Source organism: Streptosporangium sp. NPDC005286 (assembly GCF_040607515.1).
Lineage (GTDB): Bacteria > Actinomycetota > Actinomycetes > Streptosporangiales > Streptosporangiaceae > Streptosporangium.
On the sequence record NZ_JBEXGU010000093.1, the window covers coordinates 1 to 23,607 of the forward strand.

Below are 23,607 nucleotides of genomic sequence, written 5' to 3' on the forward strand. Positions count from 1 at the left end.
TTCGCGGCGGGCCGCGCGGCCGCAGGGCCGCCTTGACCCCTATAACGGGGTTGAGGAACCTGCGGACAGCCGTTAGCGCTGAGAATGATCATGGTGAGGTGCGGGACTCGTAGCCGCCGTGCTGGAGGGCTCTCCGGGAGGCCGTGCCCCTCGCCGGAGGCGGCCAGAGGCTGGACGGGCGCCTGCCTGGTCATCGCCGGAACCGGTGACCGGGTTCATCGAACCCTGCATGATTCTTTAGGGTACCCACATGGGTATTTGCTGGGGGATCGTGGAGTATTCGGCGAAATACGACCGGGAGGAAGTGATCGGCGATTGGGAGCCGTTCGCCCTCGCGGTGTTCGCGCTCAATCCGCGCCGTACGTTGAGCGTGATGCACGGCGAGGACCGCATCGTCTTCCGCGGAAGCCGCAACGGGGACGGGCAGATCGAGCTGGTCACCACGGCGACCAGGGACCATGTGGCGCGCGCCCGGATCGACAAACTGAGGTGCGACGACGGCACGTACGATCAGTTCGACCTGCTTTTCGATGGTTATGAGGTCTTTGTCCCCTGGAGGACGATCCCGGTCGCGATCGACACCGCCACCAGGTCGTGGCAGGCCTGGCCGCTCGCCCACCTGGAGGGCAGCTTGTGGGGCCGTATGGACGAATTCGCGGAGGATCCCGACCTCGACAAACTCGCACGCCAGTTGATCAGGGCCGCCGCCACCGCTGGACCCCGCAACATGCTGGTCACCGTCTCGTACTGACCATCCGCCGTGTCGGCCGCGCGGCCCGCGCCCTCGATCGAGTCGAGCCGGGAGCTGGTGGAGGTGTCGGTGCTGAGAGCGAGCGGCCGGCGCAATGCCGAATGGCACCCCGAAGGGGCCGCGTAGCGGTTGGGCCGGCGGCTGGCTCGATCCGTGGGCGGCGGCGCGGTCCCACTGCGGTGGGCGATGGGCCGGTGCGGCGGGCGGCGGGGTCCGGCCGCGCCCGCCGGGCGGGCGCGGGACGGGACCGGCCTCCAAGCCGCATGCCCGGTCCCGATGTCCGTCCGGCGGCCGCCCACCCGAGGACCGATCGAGCCATGCCGTGACGATCGCTCGTCGTGGTATTCGTCGACCATGGCCGGGGCGATCGACTCAGGGAACTGCCGCGGCCCTCCTTCGTCGGGCCTTGCCACCGGAGACGACGGGCACCATGTGACGGCATGACGGTGTAACGGTCTGCCGTCATCGTCGCTAGGTTGCCGGGCTATGAGGCCCGGTGCTCCCGCCGCAGCTTCGAGAGCACCGGGCCGCGATCCCAGTGGCCTGCAAGCGTTCTTCAAGAAGACCCTCACATGATCTTTCTCCGAGAGGGAGCGGCTGATGCGGGAGTGGAAGATGCGGCGTGTGGGGTGTGCTGGACGTGCCGTCATGTGTCTGCTGGCGGCGTCTGTGTGCGAGCTGGCGATCGCGGCAGTCGCCCTTGTCCTCCTGATTCTCCTTCAGCGGGAGCTGACGGCCCAAGAAAAGGGCGAAGATGGTATATCCCGCTCCCTAGAGAACATGGTGGACATCCTCCCGTGGTACGCGTGGAGCTACGCTGCGGCCGGTGTGATCACGCTGGCCGTGGCGGCCCTGGTGTGGCGGCGAGGCGGGACCGCGGGAGTACAGGCCGTCGCGGCGCTGGTTCTCGTACCGTACACGGCGTTCTATCTTCTCTTCGGCCCGCTGATGCCGAAGGCGGGCGATTATCAGTATCGGTATGTGAGCTGGTACCCGTACATGGTTCTGCTGCTGGCAGGCGCGGGCATGCTCCTCTACCTCGCGGGTGCGGCCCTGCTCTTCCTCGTCACACCGAGCCTCCGGGAGGGCGACGGCGGCGAGGGCGGAACACCGGACGAACTCGCCGCGGACGCCGTCATCGACGCACAAGGTGAGGATGCGGCGATGCGGGGATGGAGGAAGCGGCGTGCGGGATGGGCCGTCGTGTGCCTGCTGGCGGCGTCCGTGTGCGAGCTGGCGATCGCGGCGGGCGCTCTCGCTCTCCTGCTTCGCGTCGACCCCTGGAAGATCACGGTGGACAACCTCCAGTGGTACATGTGGAGCTACGCCGCGGCCAGTGTGGTCACGCTGGCCTTGGCAGCCCTGGTCTGGCGGCGAGGCGGGACCACCCGAGCGCGGGTCGTCGCGGCGCTGGGTGTCGCACCGTACACAGGGTTCTATCTTCTCTTCGGCCTGCTGATGGCAGGGGCGGGGGCCTTGGAGGATGTGCGCTGGTACTCGGACATGGTCATGCGACTGGCGGGCGTGGCCGGGCTCTTCTACCTCGCGGGGGCGATCCTGATCTTGCTCGCCGGGGGCGCCCGCCACGGCAGATGCTCCCAGGCCGCGGAGAACACCGGCGTCGCGTCGTAGCTGCCCTCGCGCGTCGGCGCGCGACCCGGCCCTCGGGTCCTCGCTGAAGCTGACCGGCGTCGACGTGGAGCACGGAAGCTGAGGGACATCCGCACGGAAACTGGCGGCAGGGGCGTTGCCGCAGATAACGGGGCTGCTTCGTGTGAAGGAGGACGCGCGAAACGGCAGGCCATCGTCACCGTTGATACAGATAACAGGCTGTTATCCGTGGCAGACCATCACGGAGCGTACAAGCGCCAATTTCCGGTCCGATGTTCCTCAACCCCCGTAACCACGTAGGAAGCAACGGATATGCAGGTCAGCGGCCCATCTTCCACGCTGTGCCTGAAGGTCCCTAAGGGAGCTCTGACCTGCATATTCATTGAAAATTCCGTCGATACTACCGAGACCTCCGTTCGCGGCGAGCAACCCCCATCATCCTGGCGCTGGCCGACGAACTGGCCGCGTGCACGATCGAGAAGACGCTGGCCAAGTCGGACCTGGAGCTGGGGCGTGGAGACCTTGGCGGGAGCGCTGGCCCGGCAGGCAAACCCGTTCCCGGACGTGTCGCCGGTGCGACTCGCCACCCGTCACTGCCTCCCGTGAATTTTGACAAGGAGGGCTTAACCTGCAGAAACGGGATCGAGCGGAGATCGACTTCTGCACCACTCCACGGGACGTGACCACGCCACACGGACAGTCGAATGGAGCGTTCCAGTGGGTGTCTGGTGAGCGAGCCATGAAAGGGCCTGACATGTCCAACCACTTCACCGGCCTCAGCCTCGGGCCACCGCTCGGTGACCAGCGTCTCGACCTGTGCGACCTCTACGCCTTCGCGGCACCCGGGGACCCTAGCAGGACCGTCATCATCCTCAACGCCAATCCCATCGCGGACGCCCTGCACCCTGACGCCGTATACCGCCTGAACGTCGACAACGACGGCGACTACCTGACCGACATCGCCTTCAGCTGGGTCTTCAGCCCACCGGCGTCCGACGGCTCCCAGACCTACAGCGTCTTCATGGCGACCGGCGCGGAGTCCCGTAAGCCCGAGGCGGCCGGCACCAAGATCGTGTCGGACGCCGCCGTCTCCTTCGGCCCTCAGGCCAACGTGGTCACCAGCGGTGACTACCAGGTGGCCGCCGGCAGCCGCAGCGACGCCTTCTTCTTCGACAACGACGGCATCCAGAACCTGTTCGACACCAGCGGCAAGCGGAACTTCACCGCCCCGCATCTGGGCGGGCAGTCCCCGTGGACCGGTGTCGACTCCAACCTCACGGCCAACGTCTTCTCCATGGCCGTCGAACTGCCGACCGTGGAACTGGCGCCCCAGCCCGAACTGCACATCTGGGGCCGGTGCAGCGTCCTGCGCGACGGTGAGCTCGTCCACGCCGACCGGGCCGGACACCCGTCCATGAGCAGCTTCTTCAACACCAACGACACCAAAGAGGACTACAACGCCGGCGAGCCGGTCAACGACCGCGACAACTGGACCGACCAGTTCGTCCACCTGCTGGGCCACACCGGCGGCTACTCACGCGAGGAGGCTATCACCGCGCTCGACGAGCACGGCCTCCTGCCGGACGTGCTGCACTTCGACCCGTCCAAGCCGGCCGCCTACCCCAACGGCCGGACCTTCACCGAAGACGTCATCAACATCCGCGTCGCGCTCCTCACCAAGAACGAGGCCCCGCCCACCGGCCTGACGCCGCACACCGACACCCTGGACCGGTTCCCGTACCTCGGCAACCCGCACCCGGCGACCACGGGGCATGACGAGCATCCGAACGAAAAGTCCCGTTAAGCCGGAAAGAGGCAACGGCGGTCGGCATACAGGACAGAACATGGACACCCACGGGGTCACGCTGGTCAACTTCGGCTTGTTCGACCTGCTCGGCTTGCAGCTCTCCCCGCGGATCCGGGATCTGGGCAAGATCACGCTCTACCGGGCCGGATCGCGTGCGCAGGTCGAGGCCGACTTCCCGCGCACCGGGCCGCTGCTGACCCGCAAGCTCAACACTGACCTGATCGCCGAGCACTACGACGACCTGCTCCGGCTGGCCGGTTCGCTAAAGTTCGGTCACGCCACCGCCTCGCTACTGGTCGGCAAGCTGTCCGCGGCCGGCAGGCAGAACGCGCTCGCCGCAGCACTCAAGGAGTACGGGGCACTGCGGCGCACCATCTACGCCGCCCGATACCTCGCCGACCCGGCCTACCGGCGCAAGATCTCCCGGCAGCTGAACAAGGGCGAGTCGCTGCACGCGCTCAAGCGAGACCTGCTCTACGCCCACGAGGGCGCCATCCGAGCGCGGCACCTCGAAGCTCAGACCGAGCAGGCGTGGTGCCTGACGGCCCTTCAGTAGTAGGCGCCGAAAAAACAACGCTTAGCTGCGTCGGCGCTGGGAGAGGTAGGTACTCGCGGATCTTGCCGGGCACGTGCGACCGCTGGTTGCCGAGCGAGATGCCCAGCGTCGGGAACTGGTTGGCGATCTCCAGCGCGGTGAGGGGGCCTGGCTGGCGCTATAGCTGTGTGATCAGGCGTTCGGGGACCCAGATCGCTCACACTCCTGCTCGCGCAGCGAGCGCGTCGAGCGCGATCGCAACGCCTCTGCGAAAGTAGACAGCCTCTGTTGCAGGTGGCCGTGGAAGGCCTTCCCGTCCGGGCAGACGGCAGCAGCGGTCGGGGAGAGCTGACCATGGGTGCGCCGCTGCCCGTACGAGGGTGAAGTCGAGATCCGGTGGGTAGTGCTCGAGCCCAGCCGAGTACACCGTGCCGAGTCCGGAACGCGAGGACTACCTGCGGACGCAGATCGCGCACCGATTAGGTTTCCGCGCCGTGCCCGTCTGTACGTGTGAGATCGACTCACGAGAGGCTGGCACGATGCGGAAACTGATCTTCGGCATGAACCTGAGCCTGGACGGCTACATCGCCGCGCCCGGCGACGACCTCGGCTGGAGCGTACCGAGCGACGAGCTGTTCCAATGGTGGTCCGACCGGGTGGGGGCGACCGGCCTGGCGCTGTACGGGCGCAAACTGTGGGAGGCGATGAGCTCCCACTGGCCGACCGCCGACCAGCAGCCTGGCGCTACCCCGGCGGAGATCGAGTACGCCCGCCGCTGGCGGGACATGCCGAAGGTGGTGTTCTCCTCGACGACCAGCACGGTCGACTGGAACACCCGCCTGGTCACCGGCGACGCGGTCGCCGAGATCACCCGGCTCAAGGCCGAGGACGGCGGCCCGATGGACATCTGCGGCGCCACGCTTGCCGGGGCGGCCATGCAGGCCGGGCTGATCGACGAGTACGTGCTGGTCACCCACCCGGTCCTGGTGGGCGGCGGCATGCCGTTCTTTACGGCCCTGGACAGCTGGGTGAACCTGACCCTGGTGGAGACGCGGACGTTTCCCGGCGGCGTGGTGCTGACCCGATACGAGACGAGGCGATGAGCACGGGCCAGATGCTCGGCTCGTGAGGCCAGGTCGAAATCCTTCCTGGCGTGCTCACCGTGACCCTCGGCGATGAGGGAACCTTCCCCGGGCCCTTCCTTGCGTTCCGAGTGAGCTGTTGACCGACTTGCTGGAGATGAGGGCGACGGCGTCGTTGATTGTGACGATGTTCTTCGGGCATGAAGATGCCCCGCCGGCAACGCCGGCGGGGCGGTGGTGTTCGCGTTGTCGCGTTGGTGTTCAGCTGGTCGGGGTGCTCATTCCGCGGTGACTTCGGTGACGGCGGCCCGTGCGCTGGACTCGTCGACGATGGGGCTTTTGTCTGATGACAGTGTCGGGGGCAGGCCCAGCCATGGTTTGTCGGTGGCGTCGAATCCGGTGAGCTCGGCGATCTTCCTGTCGACGATGTGCAGGACCGCGATGGTAAATAGCCGGTACTCCGGGTCGTCGGGGGTGCGGAGGTACAGCACGGCGGCAGGCATGTGGTTGACCGTCGTGGTGATACAGCGCCAGTCGTCGTGGCCGCGCTGGAAGAGCCCACCGGAGACCCAGCCGTCCACCGCGTCCTTGGCCGTGATGACCGAGGTTCCCGGCTCGGGCAGCATCGCGAAGCGCAGGTCGTCGCGCAGCAGGGACATCAGCCCGTCCAGGTCGTTGCGCTCATGGGCGTTGATATACGACTTCACCACGCTCCGCTCGTCATTCGACAGCTCGTGGGTGGCGGGGCTCCGCCAATCGAGGCGGCGGTCGGGCAGCTGCTCGCGCATCGTCACACGCGCCCGCTGCAGTGCGCTGGTCACCGATGCGACGGTCAGCTCGAGGGCGTCGGCGGCCTTCGACGCCGGCCAGCCGAGGACGTCGCGCAGGATGAACACCGCCCGCTGCCGCGGCGGCAGGTGCTGGACGGCGACGATGAACGCCAGCTCGATCGTCTCCCGCGCCACCACCGATTCCTGCGGGTCCTCGGGGAGCATCCGGTCGGGGTAGGGCTGCAGGTACAGCACCTCGGAGCCGGAGTCCGGCAGCTCGGACGGTACGGGTGTGCGGTCGTTGCGCTTGTCCAGGAAGTCGAGGCAGGCGTTCGTCGCGATTCGGTACAGCCAGGTCCGCAGGGCCGCGTGGCCCTTGAACGACTCCCGCTTGTTCCAAGCTCGCAGGAACGTCTCCTGCGTCAGGTCCTGGGCGTCCTCGTAGTTCGCGAGCATCCGGTAGCAGTGCACCTGCAGCTCACGCCGGTGGCGCTCCGTGATGAGTGCGAACCGCGCCGTGTCGCCTGAGCGGACCGCCGCGAGGAACGTGGCCTCGTCGGCGCCCAGCGGTCTGGTGTCGGTCATGGTCATCAATCCTTCCACCGGTGCGAGGGCTAACAGAACTGACGACGTGGCGGAGGATTTCTGATCGGTGAAGCCGCTGACACCGGGCCGTTCGCCAGGCCGGTCCGGCCGAATCACCTCGCCGGAGACCGTGCGCGCCTACACCTCGGCCCTGCCGACCGCGTTCACCGGGATCGTGCACCTCGGCGAGCTCGCCAGCGTCGGCCGAGACCAGCTGCACACCAACATCCGCGGCGCGTGGGGCGGCGCGGCGCCGTCAACGTTCAACGCCAAGCGGGCTGCCGTCGCCTCCGCCCTGGCCTACTTCCACGACCAAGGCTGGATCGGCGACCCGGCCGCGGTACTGCACGGCCTGGACCGAGAGCACCAGCCCAGGCCGGACGACACCCGCGTCCGCAGTCGCGAGCGGATCAACCGGCTCATCACCGACAAACGCCGCCCGCTGGAAGACCGTACGCTGTGGGCGATGCTCTACTCCACCGCCGCCCGCGCCGAGGAAGTCCTGCGCCTGAACGTCGAAGACCTCGACCGCGCCAACCGCCGCGCACGCACCATCCGCAAAGGCGGCAAAGCCGACGAGCTGCTCTACGACATCCGCACCGCCCGGATGCTCGGCCAGCTCCTCGGCCGCCGCACCCGCGGGCCGATCTTCCTGTCCGCGCGCATCGCCCCTGACGACGGCACCGTGCCCGTACGTGACGTCGACCCGGCCAGCCGCCGCCGACGCATGACCTACCGCACCGCCGAACGCCACCTCGGCGCCGCCACCGACGGCTGGAATCTGCACGACCTGCGCCACTCCCGACTCACCCACGCCGGCGAGGACGGCGCCACCGAAGCCGACCTGATGAACCTCTCCGGCCACGAAGACCGCCGCACCCTCCAGCGCTACCTCAAGCCCAGCAAAGAAGGCACCCAGCGCCGACTCGACGGCATCGAGGCCCAGCGCGGTACCTGGACACCCAGCGCCGACGAACTCGCAGACCGCATGACCACCCGGTGATCGTGCCGCCTGCCCGGTCGGATCATCGCCGGTCAGCGCCGTATCCGCCCGATTTTCGGCGAGTAATACGGGGACCCCGTCTTGTCTTCGTGACCGACAACTGCGACGCCACCTTCGAGCACATCGAGGCAGCGGGCGCTGAAGTGATGCAAGAACCGATCAACCAGCCCGACGGTGTCCGCGACTGTGCCTTCCTCGATCCCTCCGGCAATATGCTGCGATTCACTCAGCCGTGGCAGGTAGTCCTGGCACTCGCGTCGCGGTAGGCACACGCCGCGAGATGCCGCCAGGCGTCCTGAACGCGGCCGCGGAAAGGGCGGTCCTGCCGTCGGCCACCCTCCTCTGGTCCACCTGTGTCCGGAATCTCTGGAGCACCTCACTGGGAAGCCGGCGTGCGTCGCCCGGGGGGTCACGGTTCGGGTGGGGTCTGATCAGGCCGCTCCAGGCCGGCCCGCAACTCTGCGGTAACCGCGCGCTCTCGTAGCTGGGCGGCCTCGGCGCGCAACGCCTGCGCCTGCTCGCGCAGGTCGGACAGCCGCATCTGTTCCATGGCGAGCTGCATTCGCGCCTCGTCGCGTTCGGCCTGCGCCTTGTTCACCTGCGCCGCGGCGTGCTCACGTGCCTCGGCGATCTCCTTGGCCGCGCGCCTGTCGGTCTCGGCCAGCTGTCGTGCCGTCCGTCTTTCCGCCTCGGCCGCCTGTTTTTGCGCCCGGGAGGCCTGGGCGCGTGCCTCAGAGGTCTCGGCTGCGGCCTCGCCACGCGCCCGGGCCTCGGCGTCGGCCCGCGCCATCGCCCGATCCCGCTCGGCCTCGATCGCCTGGGCTCGGGCGGCCTCGGCCACAGCGGCCCGTTCGGCCTGGGCTTTGGCCTCCTCGGCCTCCCCCGCCGCCTGGTGTGCCCGATCTCGTTCCACGCGCGCCTGTTCGGCCTGCCGCTGATCCTGTACGGCCTGCGTACGGGCCGCGCGCACCTCGGCCTCGGCGGCCTCCACCCGCTCGGCCATTTCCCGTACCGCGGCGTCGCGAGCCCGCTCGGCCTGCTCGGCTCTGCGTCTGGCCTCCTGCTCGGCGTGCTTGGCCTGGCGTTCGGTGGCGGCCGCCTCGTGCAGGGCGGCCAGCGCCTGCTCCCTGGCGGTCTCCGCGTCGGCCAGCGCGATGTCACGTTCGGCGTTGGCCTCCTCCACCTGAAGCGTCATCGCATCCCGCTCGCGCCGGGCGTGCTCGGAGGCCTCGCGTGCCAGCCGTACCTGTTCGAAGGCCTGCTCCCGCTCGGTGCGCGCGATCGCCACCCGGGTGTGCGCCTCGGCCTGTACCGCGCTCACCTTGGCCTCCACCCCCGCGGGGCTCAGCTCTTCGGACAGCACCTGCGCCAGCGGCGCTATCGCCGCGATCATTCCCTTCTCCATACGCTCATAGAACTCCTCGGCTCTGGCCAGCGCCCCCTCAAGCCCCGGCGTCGCCCGCCGCATCTCGCGTTCGCGCTTGGCCACCGCCTGGCAGTCCCCCTGCGCGCAGTACGCCCTTGGCCGCCCCCGCCCAGGTTTTTGTTCGATCGGTGTCCCGCAGTGCTTACACGGCGTCACCGCGCCTGACTCTTGCATGACCTCAGCGTAGCATCTTTGATTTTCCGGAAATTAAAAATCAATAAATGAGATCCGTTGCGTCTACCTCGCGCGAAGGTAACTACCGGGAATGTGAATTCCCGCAAGTTAGGATCTGTGAGGCCTGCAAATCTGCAGCTAGATGTCAGTAGAAATCTGCATGAGGTGTCAGTACGCAGGTCAGAGGCATTTTTCGGCTGCCGGTGATCACCTGCGGTGATCTTCTCTGAGGCCGCGTCACACCGGTGGAGGCGCCTGCGGGCTACAAGGTTGGCGTTGCGCAGGATGTGTGGTCGCGCTGGCGGCTGTCGGCCTAGCGCAGGGCCATGACCCAGGCGCAGCTTGGCTCAGCGATGACGGCCTAGGCGACGGCGGCGGGATTCGCCGTTACGTCAGCACAGAGCTTGCTGCTAAAGGTCGGTCTGATATCACGTGACGTTTTCGGGACGGCTTGACGAGGAGAAAGATGCTCTGACCTGGGGGTTCGTCACCTGCTGTCAGTGGAAATCGTCATCAGGATGTCAGTGACGCCTCCGTCGACGACAGGTGGTCCATCGGCTCGGATGTCCGTCTTTTCACCTGGTCAGGCTCGATACCCGACCCCCTTGGGCCGGGGGTGGGGCACGGTGTCGGGAGAGGCGTTCTCCGGCGTCGACGGCCGCCGCGGCGGAAGGGCGTGAGCGTCTCAGGGACGCTCAGAGAAGTCCCCGCGATGCGCAGGGTCGGCTGCTCCAGCTCTCGCGTTCGGCGATGAGGTCCTCTCTCCAGCTGGCGGCAACGGGTAACACGCGGACCGGCGCAGGTCACAAGCGTGTTTTGGCTGGTCTGGCCGATGAAGGCCAGGGGGTGTCGTCCGGTTTTGCGTGGACTACAGGCCGACGCCTCGCATGGCGTTGTCGCGCCAGCGGTCGACGGCGCGGATGTAGCGCAGGACGACGGGAGAGGCGGGGGCCCAGCGGCCGTGCTTGGCGATGACGGAGACGGGGACGCCCGCGGCGTAGGCGACGGTGGCACCGCCGGCGCGCAGGCTGTGTGCGGTGAAGGCCTCCGCACCGGGGACGGCGGCGCGGATGGCGAGGTCACGGACGATGACGTTGACGGCGTCGGCGCCCAGCCGGGGGCCAAGGTTGCCGTGCCGGTCGACGCGGCGCAGCAACCGCCCCGAGGTCTCCCCCGCCTCGGCGAGCACGGCGATCCAGTCGCTCCAGACGGCCACCGGGTCGGTCAGCGGGTGGCTGCCGCGCGGGATGGCGATCGTCTCACCCCGGCTGTCCTTGTCGGTCTTGGAGGTGCGGATGGTGACCTCCAGCCCGTCGTGGACCTCGCACACGTCGTCGCAGGTCAGGGCGACGAGCTCGGAGCGGCGGCCCATCAGGGCCAGGCCCAGCACCAGCAAGAGCCGGTCGCGCAGGCCGGTCCGAGTGCTCAGGTCACAGGCGCTGACCATGGCACGCAGCGCGTCGATGCCGACCGGTGGAGCTTCGCGCTGGCCACGGGTACCGGCCTCGGCGCGGGCGCGTTTGTAGGCGCGCAGCGCCAGGCGGGCGGCGTCGGTGGCGGGCTGGTTGGGGTGGCCGGCCAGGCGGTGCATGGTGCGCACACAGGCGATGGCCTGCTCGATGCTGGCCGGAGCCCGATCGGCCGCGCACAGCGTCTCGACGTACTCGGCCAGCGTGTGGCCGGTGGCGGGCAACTCGACCCGGCCGTGCCCGGCGCACCAGGTGGAGAAAGCGGTCCATTGGCGTTCATATGCGCGCCGGGTGTTGGGAGGGACGCCGTCGGCGATGCGCGCCCGGGCCTCGTCGCTGAGCGCGTAGTCCGCCGCGGTGTACTGCCTCTCACCGGCGGTCGTGATTACGCTCCCCGCGCCCTGCTCCCCCACTCGGACGACCTGCCCGGCGATCGGCTCCTCGTGATGCCCGTCATACGTCACTCGGCAGCCTCCGGAGGCCTCGTTTTAGGGGCCGTTCTGACCCACGATAAGTGATGTTATCGCGGGTCAGCCTGAACTGTTGCCATCTTTGATTTTTCGTTTTGTTGCGTACGAAGCTCAATCATTCGCGAACGGTACGCTGGTAATCTCGGCGGATGAGCGATGATCCTTCTCGCGCGTCCGAGCCCCTTGCGAACCTCGACGCGAGTACCAGCGGCCCCGATATGGGGCGTATGTGCGCCCGTTCGGGATGCGTCAACCGGCTGGAGCCCTCCGGTCGCAGTGGCCGCCGCAGTGGCCGCCCGGCCCTGTACTGCGGGGACGCCTGCCGCGCCGCCGCGCACCGCGCCCGCACCGCCACCCACACCCCGGCGGTCACCGAGGCGCTACGGCGCACCGGCGCGCTGAGCGGCGATCTGCTGGTCGCGGGCGAGCAGTGGAGCGCCCAGCTGGCCGCGTTCAGCGAGGCACTGAGCGCCGCGACCACCGGCGCGCTCACCCAGATCGACGCCGCCGAACAGGCCGCCGAAGAGGCCCGCGCCGCCGCGGCGGCCGCCGAACAGCGCGCCACCGAACGCATCGCCGCCGCCGACCGGCGCGCCACCGTCGCTCAGGACAGGGCCGAGGCCGCGATCGCCGCCAGCGAGAAGGCTGTGGAGAAAGCCGCCGCGGCGCAGCAGCGCGCCGAGAAGTCCGAACGCGAGGCTTGGCGCGCGGCCGGCGAGCACGAATCCGAACGTGCCCGCGCCCAGCAGGACGCCGCCGAGTCCGACGAACGCGCCGCCACCGCTGAGCGCGCGACCCGGCGCATCACCTCCGAACGCGACGCCCTGCAGGGCGTCCTGGACGCCGAACGCCTCCAGGCCAAGGCCGCAGCCGACGAACACGACCGGCAGATCGCCACACTGAAAACCACGCTGGCCGAGCGCACCACCGCTCTCGATCAGGCACATACCGACCTGAAAACCGCTGGTAGCCGAGCAGAGCGCGCCGAAACCGCCCGGGATCAGGCGCTGGCCACGGCCGAGACAGCCCGCGCCGCCACCGACACGGTGCGCACCGAGCTGGCCGGGCAGATCGCCGAGCTGCGCGCCGAGCTCGCCAGCCAGTACCAGGCGGTGCGGCAGGCCGAGGGGGAACGGAATGAGGCCCGTAGCGCGGCCGCGGTGGCGCGCGCCACGCTTGAGGCCCGGGATGAGGCCCTGCAGCAGGCTCAAGAAGCCGCTGCAGCGATGAGCGCCGCACTGGCCACTGCCCAGGAGACCACCCGCCAGCTGCTCGCCGAACGCACATCCAAAGAGCCGAGAAGCTCATCGTGAGCGATACTCGAAATGACCACGTCGATCCGGCACCCGACCACAGAACGGGACAAGCACGGGGTTGAGGAACAGCGGGACAGTCATTGGCGGTAAACCGCTGCGTCGCAGGTCGCGGAAGACTGTGCAGGGCGTCGGGGCGGTGTCTTCCGGAGCCGCGCCCTCACTTCAGCGGGCTCTGACCGCCTGGCCCTTTCGCATTCGACCAGCTCACCGCCACAACGAGAAACAAGATCTTTCTCACCGCCAACGACTGTCCCGCTGCTCCTCGACCCCGAACACCCGCATGGTGCAGACCGTCCTGGCCGAGCCGAAATGGCGAAAGAAGCCCACCGACGCCGACCGGCGCGGCCTGTCAGCCCTGTTCTGGACTCATCTGAACCTGTACGGCAAGTTCGAGCTCGACATGAGAAAACAGCTCGACCTCGGCCCGGACCTGGCAGGCCCGAACCTCGTGCCGGGCCCGAAGGCGAAGGTCGGCCAACCGTAGCCCGGTGACCGTGGGAGGAACTGACACCGATCCCGGCCTCGGTGCGGCGCACGTGGGGGTCCCGGTAGTAACGGCGAAGAAAACAACGGATATGCAGGTCAGCGGCCCGTCTTCCAAGATGTGATCCAAGGCCTGTACGGGTGCTCCGACCTGCATATCCGTCGAAAATTTCCCCAGTACTACCGGGACCCCGCGAAGGACAACCCCGCCGACTTGATCAACGTGGCATTGGAGGAGTTGATCCGCGCGCAGTGCGAGCTGCCCGGTTACACGACGCTGGACGAGCTGACCAAGAAGATCCGCACTGAGGTGAATCGCGGGTTCTTCACGCTGGTGGCGAGCCGGGTTGACGCCGCCGCCCGTGCCCGGCTGGCCCGGCTGCTGGTGGTTGACCCGGTCACCCGGCGTAGCGAGTACGACGGGTTGAAGAGCGTGGCACAGGCCGCGTCGCTGGGCAAGTTCAAGGGGCGCCTGGCGTTCTTACGGGACCTGGACGCGTTAGGCCACACCGAGGTCTGGGTGGAGGGCGTTCCTGCGGGCAAGGTCGCGCATTTCGCGGGCGAGGCGCGCGTGACCGACGTCGCGGACCTGCGCAAGGTGCTGGATGAGGACAAGCGGCTCACGTTGATCGTGAGCCTGCTGCACACGGTCCGCACCGGGGTGCGCGACGACGTGGTCACGATGTTCTGCAAGCGGATGGCGGCGATCCATAAGAAAGGGCGCGACCAGCTGGAGCCTCTGCGGGAGATCCACCGGGCGGAGTCCGAGCGGCTGCTGTGAGTGTTCGGTGAGGTCTTGGACGGCGTCCGCGAAGCCATCACGCCAGCTGAGCGGCGACCTGACGATCAGCCTGGCAGTGCGCTCGACATCACGGGCGGGGCGCCGGGGGACGTCGCCGAGCGGGCCGGGCGGCTGGTGCTCAAGGCACTGGAACAGGCAGGCGGACTGGAGGCGCTGGCGAGCGCGCACGAGGCGGTGTCGGCACACCACGGCAACAACTACCTGCCGCTGCTGGACCAGCACTACCGCTCGCACCGCTCCGCGCTGTTCACGTTGGTGGACTCGATCGACCTGGAGTCGACCAACGCCGACCGCAGCGTCCTGGACGCGGTGGAGTACCTACAGGCCCAGCGCAATGCCCGTGCCGCGTTCGTCCCCGAGCAGATCACAGTGGAGCACCGGACCTCGGACGGTACGACGGTGACGATCACACGGACGGCCGACGTGGACGCCTTCGCCTCGGCCATGTGGCGGAAGATCCTCAAAGCCCCGGCCCGGCCAGGGATGCTAGTGCGCCGACACCTGGAGGTCTGCGTGTTCTCCTACCTCGCCGCGGAGCTGCGGTCGGGCGACATCGCGGTGACCGGATCGGACTCCTACGCCAACCTGCATGACCAGCTCATGAGCTGGGAGGAGTGCGCGCCGCTGGTGGAGGAATTCTGCGCGGAGGCCGGCTTCCCGACCGAGGCAGCGAAGCTGACCGGCCACTACCGGCACCTGCTGACCGAGGTCGCGGCGGGCGTGGACACGGGCTATCCGGGCAACACCGACCTGGTCCTGGAATGTGGCCGACCGGTCCTGCGCTGCCGCAAGGGCGCCGAGCGGAGCAAGGAGGCGCTCGCCCTGGAGGAGGCGGTGCACGGTCGGCTGCCGCAGCGGGACCTGCTGGACATCCTCACCCGCACCGCCTACCAGCTGGGCTGGCACCACCACTTCGGGCCCGCCTCCGGCTCCGACCCGAAGATCAAGGAAGCGCTCGGCAGGTACGTGCTCACGGTCTTCACCTACGGCACCCTGCTCGGCCCGGCCCAGGTTTCCGCGCACATGCGCGGCAAGGTCAGCGCCGCCGAGCTCGCCTTGGCCGCGAACAAGCATGCCACCAGCGAGAAGATCGCCAAAGCGTCCACTACCGTGATCAATGCGTTCAACCGGCTCGACATCGCCGCGGTGTGGGGTGACGGCAAGGCCGTCGCCGCCGACGGCTCGCAGGTCGAGACATGGGAGAACAACCTGCTCGCCGAGTCCCACATCCGCTATGGCGGATACGGCGGCATCGCCTACCGGCACATCTCCAACACCTACGTCGCGTTGTTCTCCCACTTCATTCCCTGCGGGGTATGGGAGGCGGTCTACATCATCGAGGGCCTGCTGAAGAACGCCTCGGAGATCCAGCCCGACACCATCCACGCCGACACCCAAGGCCAGTCGCTGCCGGTCTTCGGCTTGGCCGCGCTGCTCGGGTTCGACCTGCTGCCCCGTATCCGCAACTGGCACGACCTGATCTTCTATCGGCCCACTTCGGACACCGCTTACAAGCACATCGACGCGCTGTTCGGTGATGAGGCGATCGACTGGCGGCTGATCGAGACCCACTGGACCGACCTGCTGCGCACCGCGATCTCCATCCGGCAGAACCGGATCTCCTCCGTCACCCTCCTCCGCCGGCTCGGCAACTACTCCCGCAAGAACCGCCTCTACCGAGCTTTTCGCGAACTCGGCCGCGCGGTGCGTACTATCACACTGCTGCGCTACCTGTCCGACCCGGACCTGCGCGAGCAGATCACCCAGATCACCAACCGCAACGAGGCGTTTCACGGCTTCGCCGACTGGCTCATGTTCGGCGGCAAGCTGATCGGCCACAACGACCCCGACTATCACGAGAAGATCATCAAGTTCAACGAGCTGCTCGCCAACTGCGTGATCTACTCCACCGCGTGTGACATCACCGACGCCGCCAACGCCATCGCTGCCGAAGGCCGCCCCGTCCAACTCGACGACCTGGCCACCATCTCGCCCTATATCACCCAGGTCATCCGGCGGTTCGGAAACTGGATCCTCAACCTCACCCCGCCGACCACCGCACCCACCACGCAGCTCGATCTCGAATCCCGCGTCCTGTTCGCTCCATGATCGACCGGGGTCGTGTCACGGCTTTCTGGACATCAACTTCGGGGGCTGTTACGCATTCACACGAGCCGACTCCGCCGCAGGCCTGCGCCTCGTCCACGAGGGCACCGAGGAGGATGAACGCGTGAGCTGTTGAGGAGTCAGAGGTCTTCGACGTACGCGGCGGCGATGTCGTCAGGCGGGTTGGTGTACAGGCGCAGGTAGCGGTCGTTGGCGTGGCCGAGGCGGCGTTCGAGTTCGGCGCGGTTGTGTCCGCTGCTTTCTGAGAGCCGGTAGCCGAAGGTGTGGCGCAGGTCGTGCGGGCGGAGTGTGCCGAGGTGTCGTTGGCGGTCGGTAGTTTCGGCGTCGTGGATGCGGCCGATCTCGCCCACGATGGTGTTGATCGATCGGGGGGACAATCGTCCACCGGGACGTCGGGCGCCGATCGAGGAGGCGGCCAGGAACAATGCCTGGGTCTGCTCGTCGACGTCGCCGGGCCGTTCGGACTGCAGGTAGTCGGCGATGGCGTGGCGGGCGTCGCGACCGAGGAAGACGTTGCGGCTGGTGCGGCCCTTGCCACGTACGCCGTTCAGCTTGGCCTTCTTCACGCGCCTCAGCTCATCCGGGTGGGCCGGGTCGAGCTGGCCTAGATCGAGGTCGACGACCTCGGCGCGGCGCAGTCCGGTGCCGAGCATGAGGTGGACGATGGCGCGGTCGCGGAGCGGGCGTGCGTGCCGGTGCACCGCTGGGGCGGTGTCGCCGCTGCGGTGGCGGCGGCCGGTGAGCTGGTGGAACCCTTCGATCCGGTCCAGCACGTTTTTGACCGTGCGTACCTGTGGCCCGGCCAGCGCCCGCACCTGGGGGGCGGGCAGCGGCAGCGGTTCAACCTTCTTGGTCGGATCACCGTGGCGCAGCAGCCCGGGCGGGGCGTGCACGGTGATCCAGGAGAACAGCGCGGACAGGTGTGCGAGGTGGTTGTTGACCGTGGCCGGTGCCATTGCGGTGTCGTCCCGGCGGCCGATTCCCGCGGAATCACCCGGCCGCCGCCCGATGTTGCCTTCGGCGGCCAGATGGTCGCGCCATGCCGCGACCTCGCGGGGGGTGACCGCAGATACCCGGTCGTGTCCGAGTCCTTCGGTGAGCCAGCCGGTGAACCTGTTCAGGTGCCGTGTGATCTTGCCGGTCACCTCGTCGGAGCGAACGCCTTGTACGGCCAGGTCGAGGTAGCGCTGTGTCCAGGCGGCCAGGCTGTCGTCGGCTGCCGCGACACCTTGATCAAGATCGATTATCTTTCGTGAAGTGTTCTTTTGGTGATCCTGGCTGTCCGGAACCCATTCATCGGTGCCCATTGGGCCAATTTACTTCACGGAAGAGCTGTTTCCTGAAAAGATCTACCTACAACCGAGCGGGGGTCACGGGAAGGATGCTATGTCCGACACAGGAGATCCCCAGGGGGCACCCAGCGTCGAGATCGCGGTCTCTGACCTATCGGAGCTGAGATCGCTGCGCGGGTGGCTGGAACGAGTCCCCGACGTGCAGGTCGAGCAGGTAGCGGGCATTCCCGGGCCTGGGGAGCAGGGCGCGGTCGACGTGCTGGTGTTACTGGTCGGCAGCAGTGGGATGCTGGCAGTCGCGATCCGAACCTTGCCGGAGTTCATCCGTTCCCGCCGCTCCACCCTGGCGCTCACCCTGAAGACCGGGGACAAGGAAGTCACGCTGAGCGCGGACAACATCAACCAGGTCATGCCCGTCATTGAGAAATTCTTCGATGACTGACGCACTTTGGGACTTCTCCCGATCCCAGGCCGTGCTGATCGGCGTGGGGACCTACAGCCACCTGCCACCGGTCCCGGCCGCGCTCAACAGCCTTACCCGCTTCTCCTCCCTGCTAACTGGTCCGTTATGTGGCTGGCCCTCCGAGCGTATTTCGGTGATATCCGATGTCGAGCGGCTCGGTGACCTGCCCGACCAACTGGTGGAGCTGTTTGATTCCGTCAAGGACGTCGCGCTGTTCTACTTCGTTGGCCACGGACTCTTCGGCTCCGACGACCAGTTGTGTTTAGGTCTGGGGCACTCCCGCAGTGATGCCGTGCGACGCAAGACCACGAGCCTGCCCTTTGACGCTATCCGATATGCGATCAACAACAGCCCGGCCCTCGCGAAGATAGTGATCTTGGATTGCTGCCATGCGGGTCTGGCGACCGGGCGACCGGGTACGTTGTCGGCCGCCGGTGTCTTGGAAAAGACTCACGGTACTGGCGCTTATACGTTGGCGGCCGCCGAAGGACACGCCAGCGCCTGGTACGAGACTGATCCTGCCGTCCCGATGCCACAGACCTACTTCACCAAGTACCTGGCCGATGTCATCGAATCCGGAATCGCAGGCCAGGGAACATACCTAACGTTGGACTCGATCTTTGCCGAGGTTACCGACACTCTCTTGCGAGACGGGAAACCGCAGCCTGCCAGCAAAGCCAGCGCTCATGCGCCACGGCTTATCTTCGCCCGAAACGCCGCCCACGACCAGCAACCCCAGCACGCAGGCGAGCCCTCATCACAGATCCAGCCGGGCCATGACGCACCCCACCGGACGGCCGCTGCTCACACTGTCAGCATGCCGGATTCGCGCCATGTTCGCACACTCAGCTTGGCCGTCAGCAACTGGCGTGATGCGCTCAGCATATTTAACGGATCACCGGCTTTCCTAGGGTTCAGCCCGGACGGCAGCCTGCTGGCTGGCGGCCGCGGCTCGACGGTCCGGTTGTGGCGGGTGGACTCCGGTGAACTAGCCGCCACCCTCCTCACCGGCCACACCGGCATGGTGTACTCGGTGGCGTTCAGTCCGGACGGCACCCTGCTGGCCAGCGGCAGCGGTTTCGACGCAACGGTCCGGTTGTGGCGGGTGAACTCCAGCAGTCTGGCCGCCACCCTCAGCCATATCACCATGGTCTCGTCGGTGGCATTCAGTCCGGACGGCACCCTGCTGGCCAGCAGCAGCGCCGAGGGAAACGTTCGATTGTGGCGGGTGGACTCCGGTGAGCTGGCCGCCCTCCTCAAGGGCCACGTCGGCATGGTCAACTCGGTGGCGTTCAGTCCGGACGGCGCCCTGCTGGCCAGCACCGGCTCGACGGTCCGGTTGTGGCGGGTGGACTCCGGTGAGCCGACCGCCATCCTCACCCGCCACACCGGCAGGTTCACATCGGTGGCATTCAGTCCGGACGGCGCCCTGCTGGCCAGCGGCGGCGCCGACATGATGGTCCGGTTGTGGCGGGTGGACTCCGGTGAGCCGACCGCTACCCTCACCGGCCACAGCCACACGGTCAACTCGGTGGCGTTCAGTCCGGACGGCGCCCTGCTGGCCAGCGGCGGCGCCGACAAGGCGGTCCGGTTGTGGCGGGTGGACTCCGGTGAGCTGGCCGTCACTCTCACCGGCCACACCCGCACGGTCAACTCGGTGGCGTTCAGTCCGGACGGCGCCCTGCTGGCCAGCGGCGGCACCGACAACACGATCAGGTTGTGGCGGGCGCGGTAGGTACCCGGACTCCAGGGCCTTGAGGACATCGCCGAGCACCACGCAGAGATGAGGGAATCAGCGAATGCGGTTGCGGTGTACTCGGCAGACCTTCCCAATGAAGATCAATTATCCTCCGCTAAGTACTCATCCTCCTCAATGCCGAAACGCATGAGTGGTCACGTCCAGCGAAGTGGTGTATGAGTTGATCTCCGCGTGATCCTGTTTCTGCAGGTTAAGCGGTAAGTGTCTGTGGAATGGGTTTCTGCTGCGGTGTGTCGCCCGCGATGACCCGCATTCGAGCTTTCGCCAGGACATCCAGTCCCATGTAGCGCCGGGCCTCGGTCCACTCATCGGTCTGCTCGGCCAAAACCGCACCGACAAGACGGACGATCGAGCCGCGGTCGGGGAAGATCCCGACCACGTCGGTGCGGCGGCGGATCTCCTTGTTCAACCGTTCCTGCGGGTTGTTCGACCAGATCTGCTTCCAGATCTCCCGGGGGAAGGCGGCGAAGGCCAGCAGTTCTTCCCGGGCGGCGTCCAGATGCTCGCACGCGGCCGGATACTTGGCCTCCAGCGCCTCGATCACCCAGGCGTGCTGGGTGCGCACCTGCTCGGCGGTGGGCTGGTCGAAGATGGTGCGCACCAGGGTCGCCACCCATGGCTGCGCCGATTTCGGGACGGTGGTGAGCAGGTTGCGCAGGTAGTGCGTGCGACAGCGCTGCCAGCAGGCGCCTGGCAGGGTCGCGCCGATCGCTCCGACCAGCCCGGTGTGGGCATCGGAGATGACCAGCTGCACCCCGCTCAGCCCGCGGGTCACCAGGCCGCGCAGGAACGCCAGCCAGCCGGCGCCGTCCTCGGCCGAGGTGACCTCCAAGCCGAGGATCTCCCGGTTGCCGTTGGCGTTGACGGCGGTGGCCACCAGCACGTGCACGTTGATGATTCGCCCGCCCTCGCGGACCTTCTGCGTCAGCGCGTCCAGCCACACGAAGGCATACGGCCCGGTATCCAGGGCGCGGGTGCGGAAGGCCTCCACCTGGGTGTCGAGTACCTTGGCCATCTCGCTGACCTGGCTTTTGGAAATGTGTTTGATGCCGAGTTGTTCGACCAGCTTGTCCACCCGCCGGGTGGAGACGCCGAGCAGGTAGCTGGTGGCCACCACGCTGATCAGGGCTAATGGGAGCTACCGGGTCACTTCAGCCCTTGAGGCAGACTCGGATCCGGTAGCGGTCAGTGGGTGAGCACTCTCAGCGGCTGGCATTCGATGCCTAAAGCAAGACCGTGCCCCTGCTGATCGTGAGGAGAACGGGACCACTGATGGGGTGTCGAGCCCGCCCGAGCCGGGCGTGAGCACTGATCCATTAGCCTGCGGTTGTTCTCCTCCACGCTGCCGATGGCGAGGAAATCGAGATCATCCGGGGGGATGTGTGTTGTTCATCGGGGACGACTGGGCAGAAGATCATCACGATGTGGAGTTGCAGGACGAGGCGGCACGACGGCTGGCACGGGCACGACTGCCCGAGGGAGTGACCGGCATCGCCCGGCTGCACGAACTGGTCGCCCGGCACCTGAGTGAGGATGCCGAACCGGACCAGGTGGTGATCGGTATCGAGACCGACCGGGGGCCGTGGGTGCAGGCGCTGATCGCCGCGGGGTATCAGGTGTATGCGCTTAATCCGCTGAAGGTGGCGCGCTACCGCGAGCAGTACGGTGTTTCGGGCGCCAAGAGCGATGTCGCCGATGCGCATGTGCCGGCCGAGATCGTGCGCAAGGACCGGCACCAGCACCGCCCCGTCGCCGGGGACAGCGATCAGGCCGCCGCGGTTCAGGTGGTGGCCCGCTCGCATCAGACATTGATCTGGGAACGGACCCGGACGATACTGCGGCTGCGGCACGCGCTGCGGGAGTATTTTCCCGCTGCGCTGGAGGCCTTCGGCGATTTGGCGGGCGCCGACACGCTGGAGTTGCTGGCCAGGGCGAGTGACCCTGAGAGTGCCGCCGCGCTGAGCAGGTCGCAGATTATGGCCGCGCTCAAGCGGGCGCGCCGTCGAGACGTCGAGGACAAGGCCGCGGCGATCCAGGCCGTGCTGCGCGGTGAGTACCTGCGCCGTCCGGGCCCGGTGACCGCCGCCTACGCGGTCGTCGTCCGTTCGCTGGCAGCTGTGATCGCCACCCTGAACGCCGAGATCAAGAACCTGGAAGAGCAGGTGAAGGAGTGTTTTGGGCAGGCCCGGGATGCTGAGATCTACCTGAGCCAGCCCGGCATGGGACAGATCGTCGGCGCCCGGGCATTGGGCGAGTTCGGCGACGACGAAACGCGCTACGCCTCGGCGAAGAACCGTAAGAACTACGCCGGCACCAGCCCGATCACCAAGCAGTCCGGTAAGAAGAAGACCGTGCTGGCCCGCTTCATCCGCAACCGGCGGCTCGCCGATGCCCTGCATCAGCAGGCCTTCTCCGCCCTGAAGGCATCGCCTGGCGCCCGCGCCTACTACGACGAGCTGCGCGAGCGCGGTGAGGGGCACCATGCCGCGTTGCGCAAGCTATCCAACCGACTCGTTGGGATCTTGCATGGCTGCCTCAAGGACGGCACCCCCTACGACGAAGCAGTCGCCTGGTCGCATAGGACCGAAAAGATCGCGGCTTGACACCAAAGCTCATGGGGTGTCTTGCTCGGCCCGACGGCGCCGCTCCAGCAGCCAGTGGGGGAAGTAGGAGCCTGAGCGTAGTTTCGGGATGGCGAGCTCGACGGTGCCGGCCCGGGTGTCCCAGTCGCGGCTTCGATAGCCGTTGCGCCGGTTGGTGCGCTCGTCGCTGCGGGTACCGTACTCGGCGCCGCACAGGCTGTCGGCCTCGGCCGACATCAACGTCTCGGCCATGGTCTTCACCATGGATCGCAACAGATCCGGGTCTTGGTGCTCGATCTGCTCCGCCAGCCAGGTCGCGGGGTCCACACTGTTGTTCACGGCCATCGCTTTCTTCTCCTTCGATCTTGTTACTTCGCACTCGAAGGATCACGCGATGGCCGTCCTCATTTCACGGCGCCACGCCCACTAGCTGGGGAAACTCGTACACCACCTCCGTGGACGCAACCCGGTCTGTGTACGTCGTGCTGGATGCGCGAGAGCGAGCCCGACATCCTCATTCTGCGACGGTGGCCGGTGCTCGGCCGCCTGACACGCGGCCGCAGAATCAACGGTCAGCGCTGGAAGCGGTAGCGGATCTGGCTGTACGTCTCGCCCTTGCCGAAAGCGAATCCGACCTTCGGATCGATGCGGTACAGCAGAACCTTGCCGGAGCGGATGGCATCACCGAGGCCATACCAGGTGCCGTCCGAGCTGGTCAGGAGGTCGCCGTACTTGCCCTCGTAGGCGTCGGCGGTGGTGCTGCGTTCAGCCGGGTCGCACACCAACTCGGCACGTCCCTCGATGGTGATGTCGATACCGTCCAGGACGTTCGTGCCGGTCGTCATGACGCAGTGGTCGTTGGTGTGGAGGTTACGCGTCTTGCGCTCTTGGTCGCCGGTAGCGAAGTACAGGGCGCCGCCGGTCCAGACGGCCAGCAACGGTGTCACGTGGGGTCGGCCGTCGGGGCGGACGGTAGACAGCCAGAACAGTCGCGCCTGCTCCAGCTCACGCAGTGCGATCGGCCAGGGGATCACGTCGGCGCCGGAGTCGCTGAAGGGGCCGATCTCGGCGACCGGGTCACAGCCGGACATGGAAGCTCC

At 67.4% G+C, this 23,607-nt stretch carries 19 protein-coding genes and 2 pseudogenes; 14 read left to right on the top strand and 7 right to left on the bottom strand.

Annotated elements, in window-relative coordinates; translation table 11 throughout:
• The first annotated feature begins 250 nt into the window (after window positions 1-250).
• The 5 genes from ABZU75_RS28370 (at window position 251) to ABZU75_RS28390 (ending at window position 5,807) form a co-directional block, all read left to right on the top strand.
• The gene (locus ABZU75_RS28370) at window positions 251-751 is read left to right on the top strand and encodes a hypothetical protein (protein WP_355560413.1); all 501 of its coding nucleotides are present in this window, start codon (window positions 251-253) and stop codon (window positions 749-751) included.
• Window positions 752-1,531: 780 nt separating this feature from the next.
• On the top strand, window positions 1,532-2,383 hold the full coding sequence (locus tag ABZU75_RS28375; protein WP_355560416.1) for a hypothetical protein: 852 nt from the start codon (window positions 1,532-1,534) through the stop codon (window positions 2,381-2,383).
• A gap of 718 nt (window positions 2,384-3,101) precedes the next feature.
• Window positions 3,102-4,166, top strand: a complete 1,065-nt coding sequence (locus ABZU75_RS28380) for a DUF4331 family protein (protein ID WP_355560419.1) — start codon at window positions 3,102-3,104, stop codon at window positions 4,164-4,166.
• Between the two features lie 40 nt (window positions 4,167-4,206).
• Window positions 4,207-4,725: a Tn3 family transposase gene (locus ABZU75_RS28385; RefSeq protein ID WP_355560422.1), complete on the top strand. Its 519-nt coding sequence runs from the start codon at window positions 4,207-4,209 to the stop codon at window positions 4,723-4,725.
• A 518-nt stretch (window positions 4,726-5,243) separates the two neighbouring features.
• Window positions 5,244-5,807, top strand: a complete 564-nt coding sequence (locus ABZU75_RS28390; RefSeq protein WP_355560425.1) for a dihydrofolate reductase family protein — start codon at window positions 5,244-5,246, stop codon at window positions 5,805-5,807.
• Between the two features lie 257 nt (window positions 5,808-6,064).
• On the opposite strand, the gene ABZU75_RS28395 is transcribed toward ABZU75_RS28390, so the two are convergent.
• Window positions 6,065-7,141 (bottom strand): RNA polymerase subunit sigma-70, encoded by a 1,077-nt coding sequence (locus ABZU75_RS28395; RefSeq protein WP_355560428.1) that lies wholly within the window; start codon window positions 7,139-7,141, stop codon window positions 6,065-6,067.
• Window positions 7,142-7,208: 67 nt separating this feature from the next.
• On the opposite strand from ABZU75_RS28395, the gene ABZU75_RS28400 reads away from it, so the two are divergent.
• Together ABZU75_RS28400 and ABZU75_RS28405 are read left to right on the top strand one after the other, a co-directional pair.
• Window positions 7,209-8,144 (top strand): site-specific integrase, encoded by a 936-nt coding sequence (locus tag ABZU75_RS28400; protein WP_355560431.1) that lies wholly within the window; start codon window positions 7,209-7,211, stop codon window positions 8,142-8,144.
• An 89-nt stretch (window positions 8,145-8,233) separates the two neighbouring features.
• Window positions 8,234-8,410, top strand: coding sequence for a VOC family protein (locus ABZU75_RS28405; RefSeq protein WP_355560434.1), 177 nt, complete (start codon window positions 8,234-8,236; stop codon window positions 8,408-8,410).
• 143 nt (window positions 8,411-8,553) lie between these two features.
• On the opposite strand, the gene ABZU75_RS28410 is transcribed toward ABZU75_RS28405, so the two are convergent.
• Together ABZU75_RS28410 and ABZU75_RS28415 are read right to left on the bottom strand one after the other, a co-directional pair.
• Window positions 8,554-9,633 (bottom strand): hypothetical protein, encoded by a 1,080-nt coding sequence (locus ABZU75_RS28410; protein WP_355560437.1) that lies wholly within the window; start codon window positions 9,631-9,633, stop codon window positions 8,554-8,556.
• 979 nt (window positions 9,634-10,612) lie between these two features.
• Window positions 10,613-11,677, bottom strand: a complete 1,065-nt coding sequence (locus tag ABZU75_RS28415; protein ID WP_355560440.1) for a tyrosine-type recombinase/integrase — start codon at window positions 11,675-11,677, stop codon at window positions 10,613-10,615.
• Between the two features lie 155 nt (window positions 11,678-11,832).
• On the opposite strand from ABZU75_RS28415, the gene ABZU75_RS28420 reads away from it, so the two are divergent.
• From ABZU75_RS28420 to ABZU75_RS28435, 4 genes are all read left to right on the top strand, one after another.
• Entirely contained in the window at window positions 11,833-12,996 is a 1,164-nt protein-coding gene (locus ABZU75_RS28420) for a hypothetical protein (protein WP_355560443.1), read from the top strand.
• Window positions 12,997-13,135: 139 nt separating this feature from the next.
• Complete coding sequence (locus ABZU75_RS28425; protein ID WP_355560446.1) at window positions 13,136-13,483, top strand: Tn3 family transposase; 348 nt, start codon at window positions 13,136-13,138, stop codon at window positions 13,481-13,483.
• Window positions 13,484-13,603: 120 nt separating this feature from the next.
• A complete protein-coding gene (locus ABZU75_RS28430) occupies window positions 13,604-14,263 on the top strand; it encodes a hypothetical protein (protein ID WP_355560449.1) in 660 nt (219 codons plus the stop codon).
• Complete coding sequence (locus tag ABZU75_RS28435; protein WP_355560452.1) at window positions 14,264-16,393, top strand: transposase; 2,130 nt, start codon at window positions 14,264-14,266, stop codon at window positions 16,391-16,393.
• 137 nt (window positions 16,394-16,530) lie between these two features.
• Here the strand turns inward: ABZU75_RS28435 and ABZU75_RS28440 are convergent, their stop codons facing one another.
• Entirely contained in the window at window positions 16,531-17,718 is a 1,188-nt protein-coding gene (locus tag ABZU75_RS28440) for a tyrosine-type recombinase/integrase (RefSeq protein ID WP_355560455.1), read from the bottom strand.
• 79 nt (window positions 17,719-17,797) lie between these two features.
• Here ABZU75_RS28440 and ABZU75_RS28445 point away from each other — a divergent pair, with 79 nt between their 5' ends.
• Both ABZU75_RS28445 and ABZU75_RS28450 read left to right on the top strand, forming a co-directional pair.
• Window positions 17,798-18,145 carry a hypothetical protein gene (locus ABZU75_RS28445; protein ID WP_355560457.1) on the top strand — a complete coding sequence of 116 codons (348 nt, stop codon included), beginning with the start codon at window positions 17,798-17,800 and terminating at the stop codon, window positions 18,143-18,145.
• Entirely contained in the window at window positions 18,138-19,901 is a 1,764-nt protein-coding gene (locus tag ABZU75_RS28450) for a caspase family protein (RefSeq protein ID WP_355560460.1), read from the top strand. Before ABZU75_RS28445 ends, ABZU75_RS28450 begins: the two co-directional genes overlap by 8 nt.
• 214 nt (window positions 19,902-20,115) lie before the next feature.
• Here ABZU75_RS28450 and ABZU75_RS28455 read toward each other — a convergent pair.
• Window positions 20,116-21,054 (bottom strand): annotated as a pseudogene (locus ABZU75_RS28455) (IS256 family transposase); the annotation flags it as partial.
• Window positions 21,055-21,307: 253 nt separating this feature from the next.
• On the opposite strand from ABZU75_RS28455, the gene ABZU75_RS28460 reads away from it, so the two are divergent.
• Window positions 21,308-22,528, top strand: coding sequence for an IS110 family transposase (locus ABZU75_RS28460; RefSeq protein WP_355560463.1), 1,221 nt, complete (start codon window positions 21,308-21,310; stop codon window positions 22,526-22,528).
• 21 nt (window positions 22,529-22,549) lie between these two features.
• Here ABZU75_RS28460 and ABZU75_RS28465 read toward each other — a convergent pair.
• Window positions 22,550-22,852: pseudogene (locus tag ABZU75_RS28465) on the bottom strand (transposase); the annotation flags it as partial.
• 227 nt (window positions 22,853-23,079) lie between these two features.
• A complete protein-coding gene (locus ABZU75_RS28470) occupies window positions 23,080-23,598 on the bottom strand; it encodes a pyridoxamine 5'-phosphate oxidase family protein (RefSeq protein ID WP_355560466.1) in 519 nt (172 codons plus the stop codon).
• Window positions 23,599-23,607: the final 9 nt, after the last annotated feature.